Source organism: Shimia sp. MIT1388 (genome assembly GCF_047124445.1).
GTDB lineage: Bacteria > Pseudomonadota > Alphaproteobacteria > Rhodobacterales > Rhodobacteraceae > Shimia.
Genome location: NZ_CP138921.1, coordinates 1,207,664 through 1,225,103, shown reverse-complemented (window position 1 = coordinate 1,225,103; position 17,440 = coordinate 1,207,664). Strand labels below are relative to the sequence as shown.

14 protein-coding genes and 1 pseudogene are annotated in these 17,440 nt (G+C 60.0%); 4 read left to right on the top strand and 11 right to left on the bottom strand.

The features are described from left to right. Positions 1-53: 53 nt before the first annotated feature. Positions 54-752, top strand: coding sequence for a fumarylacetoacetate hydrolase family protein (locus SIB92_RS05990; protein WP_412554944.1), 699 nt, complete (start codon positions 54-56; stop codon positions 750-752). A 65-nt stretch (positions 753-817) separates the two neighbouring features. Then, complete coding sequence (locus SIB92_RS05985; protein ID WP_412554943.1) at positions 818-4,030, top strand: 2Fe-2S iron-sulfur cluster-binding protein; 3,213 nt, start codon at positions 818-820, stop codon at positions 4,028-4,030. A gap of 120 nt (positions 4,031-4,150) precedes the next feature. On the opposite strand, the gene SIB92_RS05980 is transcribed toward SIB92_RS05985, so the two are convergent. The 4 genes from SIB92_RS05980 to SIB92_RS05965 form a co-directional block, all read right to left on the bottom strand. Next, positions 4,151-4,783, bottom strand: a complete 633-nt coding sequence (locus SIB92_RS05980; RefSeq protein ID WP_412554942.1) for a MarC family protein — start codon at positions 4,781-4,783, stop codon at positions 4,151-4,153. Between the two features lie 86 nt (positions 4,784-4,869). Further along, the gene (locus SIB92_RS05975) at positions 4,870-6,027 is read right to left on the bottom strand and encodes an acetate/propionate family kinase (protein ID WP_412554941.1); all 1,158 of its coding nucleotides are present in this window, start codon (positions 6,025-6,027) and stop codon (positions 4,870-4,872) included. Further along, positions 6,027-6,968: a bifunctional enoyl-CoA hydratase/phosphate acetyltransferase gene (locus tag SIB92_RS05970; protein ID WP_412554940.1), complete on the bottom strand. Its 942-nt coding sequence runs from the start codon at positions 6,966-6,968 to the stop codon at positions 6,027-6,029. Before SIB92_RS05970 ends, SIB92_RS05975 begins: the two co-directional genes overlap by 1 nt. Before the next feature lie 162 nt (positions 6,969-7,130). Continuing rightward, a complete protein-coding gene (locus SIB92_RS05965) occupies positions 7,131-7,631 on the bottom strand; it encodes a flavin reductase family protein (RefSeq protein ID WP_412555803.1) in 501 nt (166 codons plus the stop codon). A gap of 305 nt (positions 7,632-7,936) precedes the next feature. Here SIB92_RS05965 and SIB92_RS05960 point away from each other — a divergent pair, with 305 nt between their 5' ends. Then, positions 7,937-8,638 carry a trypsin-like serine peptidase gene (locus SIB92_RS05960; protein WP_412554939.1) on the top strand — a complete coding sequence of 234 codons (702 nt, stop codon included), beginning with the start codon at positions 7,937-7,939 and terminating at the stop codon, positions 8,636-8,638. Positions 8,639-8,739: 101 nt separating this feature from the next. On the opposite strand, the gene SIB92_RS05955 is transcribed toward SIB92_RS05960, so the two are convergent. The 7 genes from SIB92_RS05955 to SIB92_RS05925 all read right to left on the bottom strand — a co-directional run bounded on the left by SIB92_RS05955 (position 8,740) and on the right by SIB92_RS05925 (position 17,334). Further along, positions 8,740-9,102: a hypothetical protein gene (locus tag SIB92_RS05955; protein WP_412554938.1), complete on the bottom strand. Its 363-nt coding sequence runs from the start codon at positions 9,100-9,102 to the stop codon at positions 8,740-8,742. 114 nt (positions 9,103-9,216) lie between these two features. After that, a complete protein-coding gene (locus SIB92_RS05950) occupies positions 9,217-9,822 on the bottom strand; it encodes a LysE family translocator (protein ID WP_412554937.1) in 606 nt (201 codons plus the stop codon). A 256-nt stretch (positions 9,823-10,078) separates the two neighbouring features. After that, the gene (locus SIB92_RS05945; RefSeq protein WP_412554936.1) at positions 10,079-11,089 is read right to left on the bottom strand and encodes a diguanylate cyclase; all 1,011 of its coding nucleotides are present in this window, start codon (positions 11,087-11,089) and stop codon (positions 10,079-10,081) included. A gap of 121 nt (positions 11,090-11,210) precedes the next feature. Beyond that, the gene (locus tag SIB92_RS05940; protein ID WP_412554935.1) at positions 11,211-12,500 is read right to left on the bottom strand and encodes an MFS transporter; all 1,290 of its coding nucleotides are present in this window, start codon (positions 12,498-12,500) and stop codon (positions 11,211-11,213) included. Positions 12,501-12,560: 60 nt separating this feature from the next. Continuing rightward, positions 12,561-13,742 carry an HlyD family type I secretion periplasmic adaptor subunit gene (locus SIB92_RS05935; protein ID WP_412554934.1) on the bottom strand — a complete coding sequence of 394 codons (1,182 nt, stop codon included), beginning with the start codon at positions 13,740-13,742 and terminating at the stop codon, positions 12,561-12,563. Further along, positions 13,739-16,066: a type I secretion system permease/ATPase gene (locus SIB92_RS05930; RefSeq protein WP_412554933.1), complete on the bottom strand. Its 2,328-nt coding sequence runs from the start codon at positions 16,064-16,066 to the stop codon at positions 13,739-13,741. Before SIB92_RS05930 ends, SIB92_RS05935 begins: the two co-directional genes overlap by 4 nt. Beyond that, entirely contained in the window at positions 16,063-17,334 is a 1,272-nt protein-coding gene (locus SIB92_RS05925) for a TolC family protein (RefSeq protein WP_412554932.1), read from the bottom strand. The genes SIB92_RS05930 and SIB92_RS05925 overlap by 4 nt, the downstream gene beginning before the upstream one ends. Here SIB92_RS05925 and SIB92_RS05920 point away from each other — a divergent pair. Next, positions 17,313-17,393: pseudogene (locus SIB92_RS05920) on the top strand (hypothetical protein); the annotation flags it as partial. The gene SIB92_RS05925 and the pseudogene SIB92_RS05920 overlap by 22 nt on opposite strands. Between the last annotated feature and the right edge of the window lie 47 nt (positions 17,394-17,440).

Below are 17,440 nucleotides of genomic sequence, written 5' to 3'. Positions count from 1 at the left end.
GCTAAAACAGCGTATCCCTGCTGCCTTTGGCAGGGAGGCTGTGGAGGAAGATTATGCGCTACCTGTTTGACCCATCAGAGGTTTTTGCCATTCCAGTGAGGGGCGAAACCGCGCGTTATCCCGTACGGCGGATTTTTTGTGTCGGGCGCAACTATGCGGCGCACGCGGCTGAAATGGGCGGACAAGTGGACCGCGAAGCACCGTGGTATTTCACCAAGTCTGTGGCCCATGCGGTGTTGAGCGGCGCGAAACTGGCGTATCCCGCGGGCACATCCAACTATCATCACGAAATGGAACTGGCTTTCGCCATAGGCGCCGAGGTGTTTGAGGCCGATGAGGCGGAGGCTGCGGCAGCGGTGTATGCCTATGGATGTGCCTTGGACATGACGCGGCGGGATCGGCAGCAAGATGGCAAGGATCATCGGCGGCCGTGGTCGTTGGGCAAAGATGTTGAAGGGTCAGCGGTGTTCGCCGAGCTGACGCGAGCCGAAGATTTTGGCGCATTGGGCGATCAGGAAATTGTGCTGTCTGTGAACGGGGCACCGCGTCAGTCTGGCAAGTTGAGCGACATGGTTTGGTCGCCAACCGAGATTGTGATGCATCTGTCGAAATTCTATCACCTAGGGCCCGGGGACGTGGTGATGACAGGCACGCCGTCTGGCGTGGGGCCGGTTGTCGCCGGGGACGTCATCCGCGGCACAATTGAGAGGCTCGCGCCGGTCGAACTGGCGTTGATGGTTACAAAAAGCTGACGTACTGAACCTGTTAAGAACTGTTGCGCCGGGGATGGCGTGGCAGACGAGCGCGAAGGACGATTATGGGGATCAAGTTTTTTTCCGACAAGGCGCGGCCAGTGCATCTGGGCCCGTACCCATTGGAACGACTAAAGCGGCAGGACACTGCTGCATGGCGCAATGTGCCTGATGACCCCGTGTTGACCTTCCATCGCCCAGAGCAGCCCGAGAGCATCGTGAACGCCATGGGAGAATTCCAGGCGATGATGGATGCGCTGCGCGATGGGATGGTCAATGGCGTGCAGTCGGAGATTCCGAGTGACCCTGTGGAGCGCGCAAACCATCTGAAATCATTCGGGTATTTCAATGATGCCTCGATGGTGGGTGTTGGGCCGCTGACCGATGCCGCGCGGCTGGATGTGCAGCGGCGCAATCCGGATATTGATCGGCTGGCCGAGGCGCTGCGCACGCGGCAGATCAAGTCTCTGGCGGCGGGGATCGACCTGATTATGGCCGATCTCAAGGATTCCATGGAAATGCCGCCGAGCTCGATTGAAAGCCACAAACACGCGCTGGTGTTTTTGATTGAACACCACCGGGATCCGGAGCGGGGTGAGCCGGGCAGTGACTGGATTTTGGACGCGCAGGACCATCGGGCCTGTTTGCGTGCCACCGAGGTGGCTGTGGTTATTGCCAATTACATCAGACTGTTGGGCTTTGGCGCCAAGGCGCATACGGCGACGTCCTCTGACGTGGATTTGGGCAAGGTGGCGCTGTCGGCTGGGTTGGTGTCCTGCGAAGATGGCACCTTGGTGGCGCCGTGGTTGGGCACGCGGTATGGCTTGGCGGTGATCACCACCGACATGGAGCTGGCGCATGATGGCGCGTTGGCGCCAATGGCAGAGCAGCCATGGTTCAAGACGCAGGGACCGGCGTGGTGGCTGGGAAAAGGCTTTGCCAAATCGGCGATGAACCAAGACCCGTTCCGCAATCGGGATTACGTGAAAGGCGCGCAGCCGTTTGAGCGGCTGAAGCGGGTGGAGACGCCGACGACCTACATCGATGAGGCCAATGTGGCGCGGGTGCCGAAACGCGCGGATATGTTTGCGCGGGTGCAGTTTGGCGACATGGGTAAATCGCTACAGGATGCAGCCAAAGGCGGTTACTACGTGCGTAAAGCCGCGCCAAGCATGGCGCAGCGGCGGGCCTTGGGAGCGTTTGTGTTGCTGCAAGATGGCGCCAGCGCAGAGGTCAAAAAACCAACGGATTCAGAGCGTAACGCGGCGAACCTAAAAGCGGCGACCTACTTCCTTGGCGTGGATGCGGTGGGCTTGAGCCGCTGTCCGGAGTGGGCGTGGTACAGCCATGACGCGACGGGCACGCCGATCAATCCGGTGCACGACAATGCGATCAGCATGATTGTGGATCAGGGCTATGAGACCATGGAGGGCGCCAGCGGCGATGACTGGATCAGCGTGGCGCAGTCCATGCGGGCGTATCTGCGGTTTTCCCTCCTTGGTGGGGTGATTGCGCAGCAGATCCGGAACTTGGGCTACAAGGCCAAGGCGCATACGGTGATGGACGGCGAAGTGCTGCAGCCGCCTTTGTTGTTGCTGTCCGGTTTGGGCGAGGTCAGCCGGATTGGCGAGGTGATCCTGAACCCTTATCTGGGGCCGCGCTTGAAGTCTGGGGCGGTGACCACGGACATGCCGATGGATCACGACCAACCCATTGATTTTGGACTGCAAAACTTCTGTGAGAACTGCAACAAATGCGCGCGGGAATGTCCGTCTGGGGCGATCACGGCTGGCCCGAAACTGATGTTCAACGGCTATGAAATCTGGAAGTCGGACAGCCAGAAATGTGCGACCTATCGGATTTCCACGCCGGGCGGATCGATGTGTGGGCGGTGCATGAAGACCTGCCCTTGGAACCTAGAGGGGCTGTTTGCCGAGGCGCCGTTCCGCTGGGCGGCGAGCAATTTCCCGAGCCTAGCCAAACCTTTGGCCAAATTGGACGACGCGGTTGGCAATGGCGGTTTGAACGACACCAAGAAGTGGTGGTGGGACATTGAGCTGGAGGAAGACGGGGCCTATCGGCCGACGCAGCACCCGCTCAACCGTCGGGATTTGCAGAAAGATCTGGACCTGAAATATGAGGATCAGACGTTGGCGGTCTATCCGGCGGCGCTGGCCCCGCACCCGTGGCCCTATCCGTTCCCGATGGATCGGGAGGCGGGGATTCAAGCCTATGAATCAATGGTTTCTGCTGATGAATACAAAGCGCGCGTGGCCTCGGGTGATGACAGTGTGGTTGACCGCTACGTGGTTCCGGATGCAGAAGATGCGCCGGTATTGCAGGTGCAGATTTCGCATGTGGAGCCGATGACGGCGGATGTGACCAAGTATGAATTCCAGACTTTGGACGGCACGCCGTTGCCGGAATGGACGGCTGGCGGGCATTTGGATGTGTTGGTCGCGCCGGAGTTTTTGCGCCAGTACAGCATGTCTGGAGATCCTAAAGATCGGTCAAAGTATCAGATCGGTGTGTTGCGCGAAGACGAGGGGCGGGGCGGAAGTGCCTTCCTGCACAGGATTTTTCGCGAAGGGCGCAAGGTTTTTGTGTCTAAGCCCATCAACCATTTTGAGCTGGTTGAGGACGCCACAAAGAGCTTCCTGATGGGCGGCGGGATCGGCATTACGCCGATGATTGCCTTTGCCCATCGCCTGCATGATCTGGGCCGGGATTTTGCGTTGCATTATTCAGCAAGCCGCGAAGATGGGGCTGGATATATCAATGATCTCAAAGCGATGCCCTGGGCGGACAAGGTGGTGTTCCACTTCTCCGACAAAGGCACGCGGGCGGATTTGGATGCGGTCCTTGGTGGCTATCAGGAGGGTTGGCATGTCTATACCTGTGGGCCGGATCGGTTCATGGACGGTGTGATGCAGGCTGCAGAGCGGCAGGGCTTCCCGGAAGAGGCGCGGCATTTGGAGTATTTCAATGTGCCGGAGCAGCCGGAATATGAGAATTTCGACTTCACTTTGAAACTCAAGGACGGGCGGGAACTGCTTGTTCCGGCGGATAAAATTGCCACTGACGTGCTGCTGGAAAACGGCGTGCATGTGGATGTGAAATGTGCCGACGGGATTTGTGGCGTTTGCAAGTGCGGGCTTATTTCTGGTGACGTGGAGCACCGCGATTTTGTGCTGTCCAACAAGCAGCGTGAGAGCGCTGTGATCCTCTGCCAAAGCCGGGCAAAAGAGGCCGGTGGGGTGATTGAAATCGACCTTTAGGGCGGTGCGTTAACTGGTGAGAATACCGGCGTTTGGCGCGTCGGTATTCTGTTGGTGTTACGGCTGTTTTGCGGAGGTGCGTTTTTTGGGGGGTGATACGTTAACGCACCTGCGCCATTCTTAGAGTGATCCGGTTTTACTGATTTCAAGCGCCGCGCCGATCACGAGGTCTGCGGCCACAGACGCGAGGATCATGCCCATAACGCGGCTGACAATGGCGGCGCCGGAGTTGCCGATCACACGAATGATGGGGCCAGCGGCCAGCATGCAGAGGTAGGCAATGGCTAACACGGCCAACATGACCACCGCGGTGACGGCTTGATCCGGGATGGCTACATAGTTGTTGTCCGTCAGCAGCACGATGGCCAACATTGCGCCGGGACTTGCCAAGGACGGTACCGCGAGCGGGAAGACAGCGGGTGAGGGTTTTTCGGCCAGTTCAGCGTCCGCGTCGGCTGCGTGTTTGTCGCTCTCCGGCTTGCTTTCGCCAAAGATCATGGTGAGGGCAAAGAGGAAGAGGACAATGCCGCCCGCGATTTGGAAGGACAGCAGGCTGATGCCAAGGCCGTCAATCAGCAGTTGGCCGAAGATCAGGAAGAAGAGCAATACGCCAGCGGAGACAGCGGCGGCGAGGAGTGCGGTTTTGCGGCGCTCCTGCGCAGTCATGGTGGCGGTCACGGCGATGAAGACGGGGATCGTGCCGATGGGGTCGATCACAACCCAGAGGGTGACAAAGCGTTCAAAGAGTTCCATGGGGGCAGGCTAGGATTTCTCGAGAGGGAAGTCATTAGGGTTGTGCTGAAAAGGCCACCCGCCGCGAGAGCGACGGGCGGAGTTTATCAGACAACCAAGCGTTGGGTTTCGCCGGCGATGATGCCTTCTTCGTCGGTGGGGATAACAAAGGCGGCGAGGCGGCTGTCTGCGGTGGTAATGCGGGCGGTGCCCGCCGCGTTGGCTGCGTCGTCGAGGTCGGCGCCAAGCCAGGCACAGCCTTGCAGGATGCGGGCGCGGATGGCGGCGGAGTTTTCGCCGATGCCACCAGTGAAAACCAGAGAGCCAACGCCGCCCATGGAGGCGGCCAAGGCGCCGATTTTCTTGCAGGCCTGATAGACAAAGAGGTCCACGGCCTCGGCGGCCGCCGGGCTGTCAGAAGCGAGCAGGTCGCGCATGTCGGAGCTGATATCGGAGACACCCAACAGACCGGATTTAGTGCCCAATGTGTCTTCGATCTCTGCCACGGACATGCCGCGATCGCGCAGCATGTGGAAGATTACACCGGGGTCGAGTTCACCGCAGCGGCGGCCCATGACCAAACCGTCGAGTGCGGTGTACCCCATGGTGGTGGCGACGGACTTCATGTTTTGCATCGCACACATGGAGGCACCGTTGCCGAGGTGGGCCACGATGACTTTGCCATTGGGTTTGTCCAAGTGGTGCGGCAGTTGGGTGGAGATATAGTGGTAGCTCAACCCATGGAAACCGTAACGCAGGACGCCGTCGTCAGAGAAACTGCGCGGGATGGCGAAGAGCTGTGCGATGCGCGGCTGGGTGCGGTGGAAGGCGGTGTCAAAGCAGGCGACCTGCGGAATGTCAGGCCAGCGGCGGGCGACGGCCTCGATGCCGGCGAGGTTGTGCGGCTGGTGACCGGGGGCAAGTGGGGCAAGGGTGCGCAACTTGGCGATGACGTCGGAGGTGACCCGTGCGGGGGCGGCAAAGTCTTGACCGCCATGCACCACGCGGTGCCCTGCGCCGATGATGCGCAGGTTGTCGGAGAGGCCTGCGATATGGGTCAGAAGCCAGTCGAGAATTTCGGCGTGGGTGGCGTTGTCCGCCACCGGCACGTCGATGTGTTTGGCGCCGCCGTGGTATTGTGGGTCCAACCCGATGCGGTCGACCTGACCGTGTAATATCTGTTTCAGATCAGCGCCATAGACGGCGTATTTGATTGAAGAAGATCCAGCGTTCAGGACCAGAAAGGCGTCTTGTGACTCTGCCATCACATCAGGTCCCGACCAAGGTTGTGGTGCACCATGAGCTGCGCCAGTGCGGCGGAAACCAGACGGCTGAGCGTGCCGTCAGCGCGCGAGGTCAGCATGATGGGCACACGCGCGCCCAGCACAAGCCCCGCGCTGTCGGCACCGGCGAGGTACATCAGCTGTTTGGCGATCATGTTGCCGGCCTCAAGGTCTGGGGCGACGAGAATGTCGGCCTCTCCCGGCACAGGAGAATTGATGCCTTTGGCGTCCGCAGCCTTGCGCGAAATGGCGTTGTCAAAGGCCAGGGGGCCGTCTAGCACGCCGCCGGTGATCTGGCCACGGTCAGCCATCTTGCAAAGTGCTGCGGCCTCTACGGTGGAGGGGATCTTGGGGTAGATGGTTTCCAGTGCGGAGAGGATGGCCACTTTCGGCTCATCCACGCCAATCGCGTGCGCCAGCTCGATGCTGTTTTGCACGATGTCGGCTTTGACCATCAGATCGGGGAAGATGTTGATCGCGGCGTCGGTGATCAGCAGCGGTTTGGGATAGGTGGGCACGTCGAGCACAAACACGTGGCTCATGCGGCGTTCGGTGCGCAGGCCGGTGACCTTGTCGACCACGGCGCTCATGACCTCGTCGGTGTGCAGCGCGCCTTTCATCAGGGCCTGGGCCTTGCCTTCGCGCACGAGACGTACGGCGGCCTGGGCGCTGGCGTGGCTGTGTTTGGCGTCGACGATTTCCAACCCGTCGATGTTGAGGCCTTCCTCGGCTGCGACAGCTTTGATGCGGTCTTCAGGCCCCACCAGAATGGGGGTGATCAGGGTTTTGTCGCGGGCTTCGAGCGCGCCGATCAGGGAGGCGGCGTCACAGGGGTGCACAACGGCGGTGGCAATCGGGTCCAGCGGCGCGGTGGCGGCCAGCATGGCGTCAAAACTGTTCACGTGGGGGGCGGACTGTTCCAAGGGAGGCTCCAGTGCTCAAAAGGGTAATCTGTTGGCGCGTTATGCTCCCAATATGGAGGGCCCACTTTGATTCACAACAAAAATAGTGGGGAAAAGCCATGCGAAAGGCGCAACCCTGCGTTACCTTGAGCGGGGCTGTGTAAGGCGCTGAAATTGTAGGGCTTAGGCGTTGGGGTCAAAGCAGCCGAAGTGGGATTGGGCAAAGACCAAGGGTTTGCCTTCGCCAATCCAGAGGCGTTCTACCTGTCCCACGACGATGTCATGGTCGCCGCCATCGTGCACCGCATGGGTGCGGCATTCAAAGCGGGCCAGACAATCCGGCAGCAGAGGCACGTGATCGGCGTTGGTGCCATGTTGCAGCGTGGCGAAGGGATCGCCATTGCGGGCGAAGTCCATGGCCAAAGCGCTCTGATCGTCGCGCAGCATGTGGATGGCAAAGTGGCTGGCCCCGGCAAAGAACGGGTGACGCTCAGAATTGCGGGCCGGGCACCAGAGCACCAGCGGCGGATCAAGCGACACGGAAGAGAAAGAATTGGCGGTCATGCCAAGCGGCCCCTGCGCGGTGGGGACGGTGACAACGGTCACACCGGTGGCAAAGCAGCCCAGAGCGTCGCGGAAGCGGCGCTGGTTCTCAGCCGTTGGGGCAAAGGTTTCATCCGTCATATGCAGGTTATCTCTCATGTCGCGCATCCTAGCGCAGCAATGGGCCGAAAATAGGGCGGGCGCAAGAGACAGATTGTTCTGCCTGAACGCGCGCCAAGGTCCTCGACCGCAATGGCTGCGGGCTCTCCTTATATATACATCGCTTTTTACGCAAATTGAGGCGTGTTGGATTTTAACGACTGCCTTGTTTTGGCCCCAAGTCGAACACCGCGCGCCCCAGAAACAGACCGCAAATGGCACCGATTTGGTCCGAATGCTGCCCCAGATGCTTGTTCAAGTGATTTCAAGGATTTGAGGGAGGCACCATGCGGGCCATTAAACTACTAGCCACACTTGCGATGCTGCTTCCGGGCGTTTTGCATGCTGAAGCAAACGTAAGAGGGAAGCTGCCGGGCGAGGCCGCGGTGGGACGCTTGATGCTCAAGGGCAAAGCCATGTGTACGGGGGCGTTGATCTCACCGGATCTGGTGCTCACCGCTGCGCATTGTCTCTATGACCCGCGCTCTGGCAAAAAGCTCCAGCCGCATCAGATCGAGTTTCAAGCCGGTTTGAAGCAAGGCAAGGCCAAGGCGGTGCGCAAGGTTTCCGTTGCCACGGCGCACCCGGACTACATTCACCGTCACAAAGGCAAGGCTCAGGTGGGCAGCGACATTGCGCTGCTGAAGCTGGGCACGCCAATTGCAAAGAACTCTGTGCTGCCCATGCGGTACGGCGCCAACCTTTCCAGCGGCGATATGCTGGGGGTGTTGAGCTACACCATCAGCAACCGCACCGATCCGATCCTGGAATATCCCTGCCGCGTGTTGGCCCGTCAGCAGGAAACGCTGGTGATGAGCTGTGAAGTGAACTTTGGCGCCTCTGGTGCGCCGGTGCTGGCGCTGACCAATGGCAACAACCCTGCGGTGGTCTCTGTGGTGTCTGCCAAGGCGGCGATGGGCGGAAAGAATGTCTCTGTGGGGACGCTGTTGAGCGCGGACACGCTCCGGCAAATGATTGCGGGTGGGTAAGCCTCCTGCTCTGGCTTACTTGTCCAACTCTGGCGGCCCTCGGGCCGCCATTTTTTTGCGGAGATCACAGAATGTCGGGCAATTCCGCTTCGGGTGTTGCTTCAGCAGGAACAAATTGGAAGCCGTGCGCCAGCACCTTCCGGGGGATATTCGGTGAATACCCCAAGGTAGGTGAGGTCCTGATAGAACCGTGAGGCGTTGGGGGCTGTGTTTTGCAATTCAGGTTGTTTCTCGCAGGATATGCTTTCAGTAGTTTGGAACGTCAGGGGCGATGTTTCGAAACCAAAACAGCCCATTTGCCCCTCGTGAATAACATAGGTTCCTGAAATGTGCCGATAAAGATGCGAACCACGCCACCATCCTGTGTCACCAAAGAGGTCCTGTTCGATCTCTTCGCCTTTGTGGGAGATGGAAATTGATCTGTGCCAATCGCTGTGGAAACCAAACAAAGTTGTCAATTCCATAGTGACTGTGAGGCCCTCCTCGGGTGACGTACTTGCGCTGTATGAGGAGGGGTTGCAGCCCGCAACAAGGCAGACTGAAACAGTTGCAATTATTGGCTTGAGCATTGCGATAAGTTACCGACCAAACAGAAGGCGCAGGCCGAGGGCAGAGAGTACCACGGCGGCGATGCGGTCGAGGTAGGTCTTAGCGCGCAGATAAGCGGCGCGGGCTGTGGCGGTGCTCATGCCAAACGCCAGTAGGCTGTAGAAGATCAACTCGATCACCAGATGGTTGGCGAAGATGAAGCCTTTTTCCGAGAGCGTCATATTGGCCGGGAAGATCACCACCAGCACGGCGGCGGCAAACAACACCGATTTGGGGTTCATCAGATTGATCATCAGCCCTTGCCAGAAAGCGTGATGGGCCGGTTTCACATCGGTTGGCGCCAAAGGATCACGTGCGCCTTTCCACATGCCGTAAGCAATATACATCAGGTAAAGCGCGCCGATGGTTTTCACGGCGACGTAAGCCCATGGGAAGGCGGTGAAGATCACTTCGAGGCCCATGAGGGCGGCAAGGGTCCAGAGCGCAGCCATGAGGCCAAGTCCGGCCCCCACAGCGAGACCAGCACGACGGCCCGCGGTGAGGGTGGTTTTTACGGAAATCAGGAAAGCCGGACCGGGACTGGCAATGGCGGCGGCCAGTGCAAGGTTGAAGGTAAGGATATGAGTGAAGTCCATGGGACGCGGCTCCTGTTGCTGTGCTTTAGACGTACGGGAGGGCGCGGGACAAGTCACGGCATAGTTGCGGGGAAAAAGAGAGGTGGCGCTGGCGGTGCTGATAAATTGTGCGGCGGGAATGTGGCGAGGGCCTGAGAGGCCGGTAAGGCGCACAAAATAACAAGGATTTGCGCGGGGGCTTGCCTTTGACTCTAAGCCCTATGTGCGACCGAAAGGTCTTTGGGCCTCAGTTGCGCTTCATCTGAGGCCCGAGGGTCTATTCTACGCTTGCAGACGTGGTTTTGGTCTTGGAAGGTATTCTGACTCCGCCGTCTACCATCACCTGGTTCCGGCCAGAGTTTTTGGCATCATAAAGCAACTCGTCCGCGCGCTTGAGGAGGGCCGCGGCATCACTAGCCTGTTCGCAGATCTCGGTGAGCCCGATGCTGACCGTTAGGCGGATCTTGTTTGTGTCCGCGACAATTTCGCTGGATTGGATTGTCGCCCGTAGCCGCTCACAGGCGGCATAGGCGCCGAGCAAGTCGGTTTCTGGAAAGACCAGCGCAAACTCTTCGCCACCGAGCCTGCCAACAAGGTCGATGGAGCGGAACTCGCGTATCAGCATCCGGGACAGCTGTTGCAGGGTCTTGTCGCCGGCGTCGTGGCCATAGGTGTCGTTGATGCGTTTGAAGTGATCCACATCGAGCATTGCGACCGACATGGGTGTGCCGTCTTGCCGAGCGCTGTCAAATTGCGTTTCCAGGGTTTTTAAAAACGGGCGTCGGTTTGAAACCTGGGTCAGCGGGTCGGTGTTTGCCTCGATCTGGAGGAGTTCATAGGCTTTGGTCAGCTCGCGAATGCTCAAAATGCCAATGAGTTTGCCGTCTTCAAGCACAGGCATATGCCGGATGGCGTTTTCATTCATCAGGTGTAGCAGGTAGGAAATTTCGTCGTCCGGACCGCAAGATATCACCGAAGAGGTCATCACGTCCGACACCAATGCCTCGGCGGCTTTGGGATCGCCACTTGCCACCACAGGGAGGAGATCCCGTTCGGAGATTATGCCGACCATAGTATTGGTTTCGTCGGTCACCACCAAGGCGCCAAGCCTGAGCTCCAGCAATGTGTGGGCCGCTTGCCGGAGCGTTGATTGCGGTCGAATGCCTTCAACCTTGTTGGTTTTTTTTGCGTTGAGTAACTGTGAAACTTTCACCCTAAATGCCCCCTGAGCAACTGTACGTAGTGGGGGAGCAGTAAGGGGGGAGCGGTTAAAAGGTTCTTTCGACATGCATGTTTGGTGGTGAAATTTTTACTCAACTATCAATGGTTTGCGCCTCAAACAAATGTGGAGTCGTGGGCAAAAACGGTTAGTCGACGGCACGATTGAAGGGCGGTCTGTGTCGGCGATTTTACGGACCTTCAGACTTCAGGCGTTTCACCAAGACCAAACATAGCGCCGCAGCCAGAAGCAGAAACACTGCGCCGAGGCTCCATGCTATGGAGAGGGAGTAGAGCTCTGCGACGGACCCGACAAGGAGCAGGCCCAACGCTGCGCCGAGTTGTTGGATCAGGGAGCGCAGGGACAGCAAGGTGGAGCGCTGATGGTCCGCGACGCAGCGATGCAGGATGCTGCTGGCCGGGGTTTCGCAGATGCCGAGACAGATAGAAAACAGGATGAAGACCGCCGCAAAGGCGAGGATGGTGCCTTGATGGGCAAGGGCGATTTGAACGGCGGCGAGGCAAGTGAAGGCCGCTGCAAGCGTTTTGGCGTGGTGGCGTTTGAAGAGTTTGCTGACGTGCGGAGAGAGAGCGGCGCCAAAAGCGATGGCGAAGAAATAGGTGGCGGTCAGGGCGCCGATGGCGGTGTTGGCGTAAGTGTCGTCCAGCATAGGCTTGGCGAAAGTGGGCCAGAGCACTTCAACCGGGTTGGTGGCCATGAGGAAGACCGCCAGTGCGGCCAATAGCATGGAGAGTGTGGGGTGTTTGAGGGCCAGTAGGCCGGCGTCTTTAACCACCAGCGGCACCTTGGCAAAGCCTTGTTTGAGGGTGCCTTGGCTCTTGGGGCGGGGAGCTTCGATGATGGCGCGTTTGGTGAAGGCAAATACGCCGAGCATTACGAAAAAGCTGGCGGCGTAGGAGGTGTCATAGGGGCTGAACCCAAGGGTTTGCGCGACCGGGCCGAAGATATCGGGGAGCAGTCCGCCGAGAATGGCGCCTATCGCCAAGCCGATGGCATTGGCGGATTGCGCTTTGGCGAGCGCGGGTTGCACGTCGATGTTGGAGGCGGTGGTTTTGAAGGTCTCGACGAACCACGCGTCCAGGGTGCCGGATCGCAGGGCGCGGCCAAAGCCAATGAAAGCAAAGGAAAAGGCCAGCACATAGAGATTGCTGCTGGAGAGAAACAGCGCAAGGGAGATCAGGCTGGCGATGACGGCTGTGAGGAAGACCGGCTTGCGCCCGATGCTGTCGGCCAAGCCGCCGAAGGGCAGTTCCATCGTCATGGTTGTCAGGGAATAGACCCCGAAAAGCAGCGAGATTTGGAAGAGATCCATGCCGCGATCGGTGAGGGCCAGCGCGACCACGGCCACCGTGAGCCCCATGGCAAAACGGTCCAGAAACTGGTGGATCTGGAACACCCGAATGTGGCGTTGTGCCGAGACGCTGAGGTCAGAAAAGGAAAACGCGGTTTCTGGTGTCATAGGGGCACCTTCGACGTTGCGGTCAGGTTGCGCAACAGTTTGATCGCGCGGAGGTTGCGCCTAAGGCTCGCGGAAGGCTTCTTTGCTCTTGTAGAGTGGCTTCATCAGGTAGCGCAGGACGGTTTTGGAGCCGGTGTGCAGTTCCACGGTTGCGCGCATGCCGGGGCGGATTTCGATGGCTTTTTGACGCTCGGTCAGCGCGTCGGCGTTCACGTTCACGGTGACCTTGTAGTAGGGCGGCGCAGAGGGATCGCGTTCGTCTTCAAAGGTGTCAGCGGAGATGAAATCCACCTTGCCTTTGAGCGAGCCATAAATGGTGTAGTCGTAGGCGGTGAGCTTGATAGAGGCGTCCTGGCCCGGCTCGACGTTGGCGATGTTTTCCGGGCGAACCTGCGCCTCGACAAACAGCTCTTCGCCCAAGGGGATGATTTCAAAGATTTCTTCACCGGGGCGCACAACGCCGCCGATGGTGGTTACGGCGAGGTTGTTGACGATGCCGCGCATGGGTGCGGTGATCACGGTACGGGAGAGCTGGTCCTGCGCGAGGCGCATTTCCTGCTTGAGCGAGGTGATCTCTTTGAGGGTTTCGGAGTATTCTTCCGCCAGCGCCAGCTCGGCCTGGGTGAGAATGTCCATGTAGCGGATTTCGGCCTCGGAGGCTTTCTCGCGGGCTTTGTTGACCTCCAAGAGGGCGACAAACTCTTTCTTGTAGAGACGCTCCATGTTGGAGAGTTCTTCCTGAGCTTGTTCAAGCTGCGTAAAGGCGCCTTCGCGGCGGCTGTCTATGTCGGTCTGGCGGGCTTCGATCAGGGCTTTCTCAGAGGCCAGAATGCGGGGGGCGCGTTTGGCAAGGTCTTCGGGCACGTCGAAGGTGAATTGGCCGTCGATCTCGGCCTCAAGGCGTAGGCGGCGCAGTTCCAGCGCATCGATCTGGTCTTGTAGGTCATCAAAGGCAGAGCGGAAGCGGGTGTCGCTCAGGGTGGCAAGCACCTGACCGGCTTCGACCAGGTCGCCTTGTTTGACAGCGAGGTCGGCGAGGATGCCGCCTTCGAGGTTTTGCACGGATTGGGAGCGCGAGGAGGACACGACCTGACCGTCGGCGCGCACAATTTCGTCGACCCAGGCAAAGGCGGACCAGATGACAAACAGCCCGACTGCGGCGGCAATCAGGCGGATGGTGAGGCGGGAGGCTTTGAGTTGCTCGTCGAGGCCGGTTTCGTTGTCGAATTCGGAGGCCGTCATCTTGCTGACCCTTCGGCGAGGTGGGCAAGAACTTGTTCCCGTGGGCCATCCACCACGAGGCGGCCGTTTTGAAGGATCAGTGTGCGGGTGGAGAGCGCAAGGATCGGCGTGCGGTGGGTGGCGATAAGGGCGGTGCGGCCTTCCAGCCAAGTCGACAGGCGGCTGACCAGCGTGCGTTCCAGGGTTTGGTCGAGTGCGGCGGTGGGTTCATCCAGCAGCACGATGCTCGGGTTTTGCAGCCAGAGGCGGGCCCAGCCGATGGATTGGCGCTGGCCGATCGACAGGCCTTCGCCGCCGTCGCGAATTTGCAGATCCAACCCCTGCGGATGATTGCGCAGGAAGGGGCCAAGGCCGGCAAAATCGAGCGCCGCCATCAGGCGGTCGTCGTCGCGTTCAAGCTGTGTCAGGTTGAGGTTGTCACGCAGAGAGCCCGCAAACAGGCGTACGTCCTGGCTGAGGTAGCCGATGTTGCGGCGTAGGTCGCGTTGGTCGATTTGGCCCATGTCGGTGCCGTCCAGAAGCACGCGTCCTTTGGTGGGGCCGTAGAGACCGGCCATGAGTTTCAGCAGCGTGGATTTTCCGGAGCCGTTGGCACCCAGGATGGTGACACGTTGGCCCGGTTTGATGACCACGCCGGGCACATCAAGGGAGGCGCCGCTGTCTTCGTCATAGGCAAAGGACAGCTCGCGCAGCTCGAACTGGCCTTCGAGTTTCTCGCGGCGCAGGTATTTGCGTTCGCCGTCTTTCTCTTGCTCAGAAAGGGCAATGGCATCAAGGCTTTCCAGCGCGCCTTTGACGTTGGACCAGCGCGCCAAAGTGCCGGCAAATTGGGTCAGTGGCGCCAGCGTGCGCGAGGTGAGGATGCCGCAAGCGATGATGGTGCCGACGGTGAATTCGCCCGCAAACACCAGATAGGTGCCGATCACCACGGTGGCGATGTAGGTCATCTGCTGCACGCCTTGGGACCAGTAGGTCAGGGCGGAGCTGAGGCGGCGCTGTTCGGCGGAAGAATGGCTGGAAACGGCGTTGAGTTCGTCCCACAGGCGCAGCACGCGGTCTTCGCCGCGCTGGGTTTTTACGGTGTCGAGCTCAGTGATGACCTCTTGCAGGAGGCGACCCACTTTGGCCGAGGCGCCTTGGGTTTCGCGTGAGAGGTTAATCATGCGTTTTTGCAAGACGTAGGCGGGAAGGACCATAAGCACGCCGCCGAGCATCAGCACCCAGACGAGGTTGCCTGCAATCGAGGCCACCAGCGCGAGGAAAATGAAGATAAAGGGCATGTCCGCCAGCACCGAGATGGTGGTGGAGGTGAAGAAGTCCCGCACAGCGCCGAAGTCGCGCATCGCGGCAAATAGGCCGGATGGGGGTAGGGGCCGGCGGTCCGAGCGCATCCCAAGCAGGCGTTTCATCAGGCGGTGCTGGATGGAAAGTTCCATGCGGCGGCCAGCGGCGTCGCTCATCTTGGCGCGGGCAAGTTTCAGCAGACCTTCGAGCCCAATGGCGAAGATCGCACCGACGGCCAGCACCCAGAGCGTGGCTTGCGACTGGTGCGGGATCACGCGGTCATAGACTTGCAGTGAGAAGAGCGCGACGGCGACGGCCAATAGGTTGGCAACCAGCGAGCCCAGCATGATCTCGCCCATGTGGCGGCGGTATTTGGTGAACTCACCCCAGAACCAGTGGCCGGACATGCCGTCCGCGATCTGCGGCACGTGGCGCTCGGCCAATTGGCGCAGAGAGACTTTGGCGCGCAGGGCTGTGCCTGAGAAGAACGGTTCAAACTCGGTTACAGGCACTTCGGCTCGGTTGTCGGCGCAGCTGTCGTCATAGACGTAGAGCGTGTCTTCGTCCTGAGACAGGACCAGAATGGCCTGCCCGTTGTTCATCATCGCCACGGCAGGCCAAGCGGCGGCGGTAACCTTCATCTTGTGATGAATTTTGGGTTCCACACCGGCGTGGGCCAAGGCGCCGGAAAGCGCTTTGACAGAGACGTCACCGGGCGCGTTGGTCCACATGTGTTCGGCGACATCGGTGACCGGCACGTCGACGCCGTTGAGCGAGGCGAGTGTGGAGATCAGCGTGGCACGGTGTTGGATACGGGTGGCGGTGGCCTCAACCAGATCGTGGATGGCATCTGACGGTGCAGGCGCTGCCGCAGGTTTGGCAGGCGCCGGTGCCGCGACGGTTTTGGGTGTGATTTGAGCCACTTGCGTGGGGGCGGGCGTTTGGGCAGGCGCGGGGGCTTTGTTGGCGGCTTTGGTGGATTTCACGGCCGCAATCGAGAGCACCACCGGTGCTTTGCCTTTGGGTGTCCCGTCGCTCAAATTGCGTCTCCGTCTGCCAGCAAGCCCAGATCGCGGGCGAGCTCTAGTTGCGCCAGCAGCTTGTCGTATTTGGCGTCGACGCCGTCAAGGGAACGCAGCACGGATTGTTCGTAAACATCGACCACTTCGAGCACGGAGCGTTGGCCAGCGCGGAACTGGGCTTCAAACAGTTTGTAGGTGTCACGGCCTTCACGGGCGAGTTGATTGGCCTCGCGTTCTTGGCGTTCGAGGCTTTGGATGTTGCTTTCCAGACGTTTGCGGTCGCGCGCGCCGTCCTCGCGGGCTTCATCCACCTGGCGGGCGGCGATGTCCTTGGAGGCCTCAATGGCCTTCAAACGGTCGCCGGTGCCAAGGCCCAGGCCAACGTCGTTGGAAAGGTTCAGGCCCGCGCTGTTGCCGCGGTTGGTGGTGCGGGCGGACGCCTTGAGGCCGGGCAATTGCGCGGCGCGTTCCACAGTGGCTTGGGCGACGGAGCGTTCGGCTTCGGCGCGGGCGCGCAGCACCTCAAGCGGTTCGACCGCCGGATAAGACTGGGCGGAGAGGGCGGAGACCGGCTTCAGCGTGAAGGCGGTGCCGGTCATGGCCTTGAGTTCGGCCAGAGCGGTGCCCGCGCTTTCAGAGGCGGTTTCGCTTTTGGTTTCCAGCGTCTGGATCTTAGTGCGCACCATGCGCAGGTCGCCTTTGTTGGAGACACCACCGTCCACACGGCCCTGCACAATGCGCTCAAAGTGGTGCAACTGGGCGAGGCCCTTGTTGCCGACCTGGGCTTTCTCCTGGCCGCGCAAGCCTTTGATATAGAGCGCCAAAGCGGTGTAGGTGCGCTCGTTCAGATCTTCGGAGAGGGTGACAGCCGCGACTTCGACATCGGCGGCGGCATATTCACGCTCCGCCTTTTTACGGCCGTGGTCAAACAGCACCTGTTCAAACACCAGACCGGCGATCACGTCGCTGAGGGTGTTGAGCGAGATTTCGGGGCTGAGGGTTGGGAGCCAGTTTTTGTTTTCCGCCTGGGCGCGCAGTTTGGCGGTTTGCAGTTGGGCCTCGGCGGAGCGGCGCGAGGAGGTCAGCGCCACGTCGGCGACATGGCCCATGGCGCTGTCGTTAGGTATGACGGAGCGGCGAGCCAGAAGCGTATTGAGAATTTCGCTTTGGGTTTTGGCGTCCGCGTCCTGCTCAAAGCTGGTGCGTTTGCTGACTTCGGCGGCGCCTTCGGGTTTGGCTTTCAGCAGGCCCATGGGCTTGCTCATGTCCGGCAGGTGCTCGCTCATATTGGCCATGCAGCCACTCAGAAGCGTGGCTCCCAGGAGGAGGGGCAAGCAGGTGGTGAGATGGCGGCGGGACATGGTGGCAGCGATATTCCGGAGCTTTGGATTT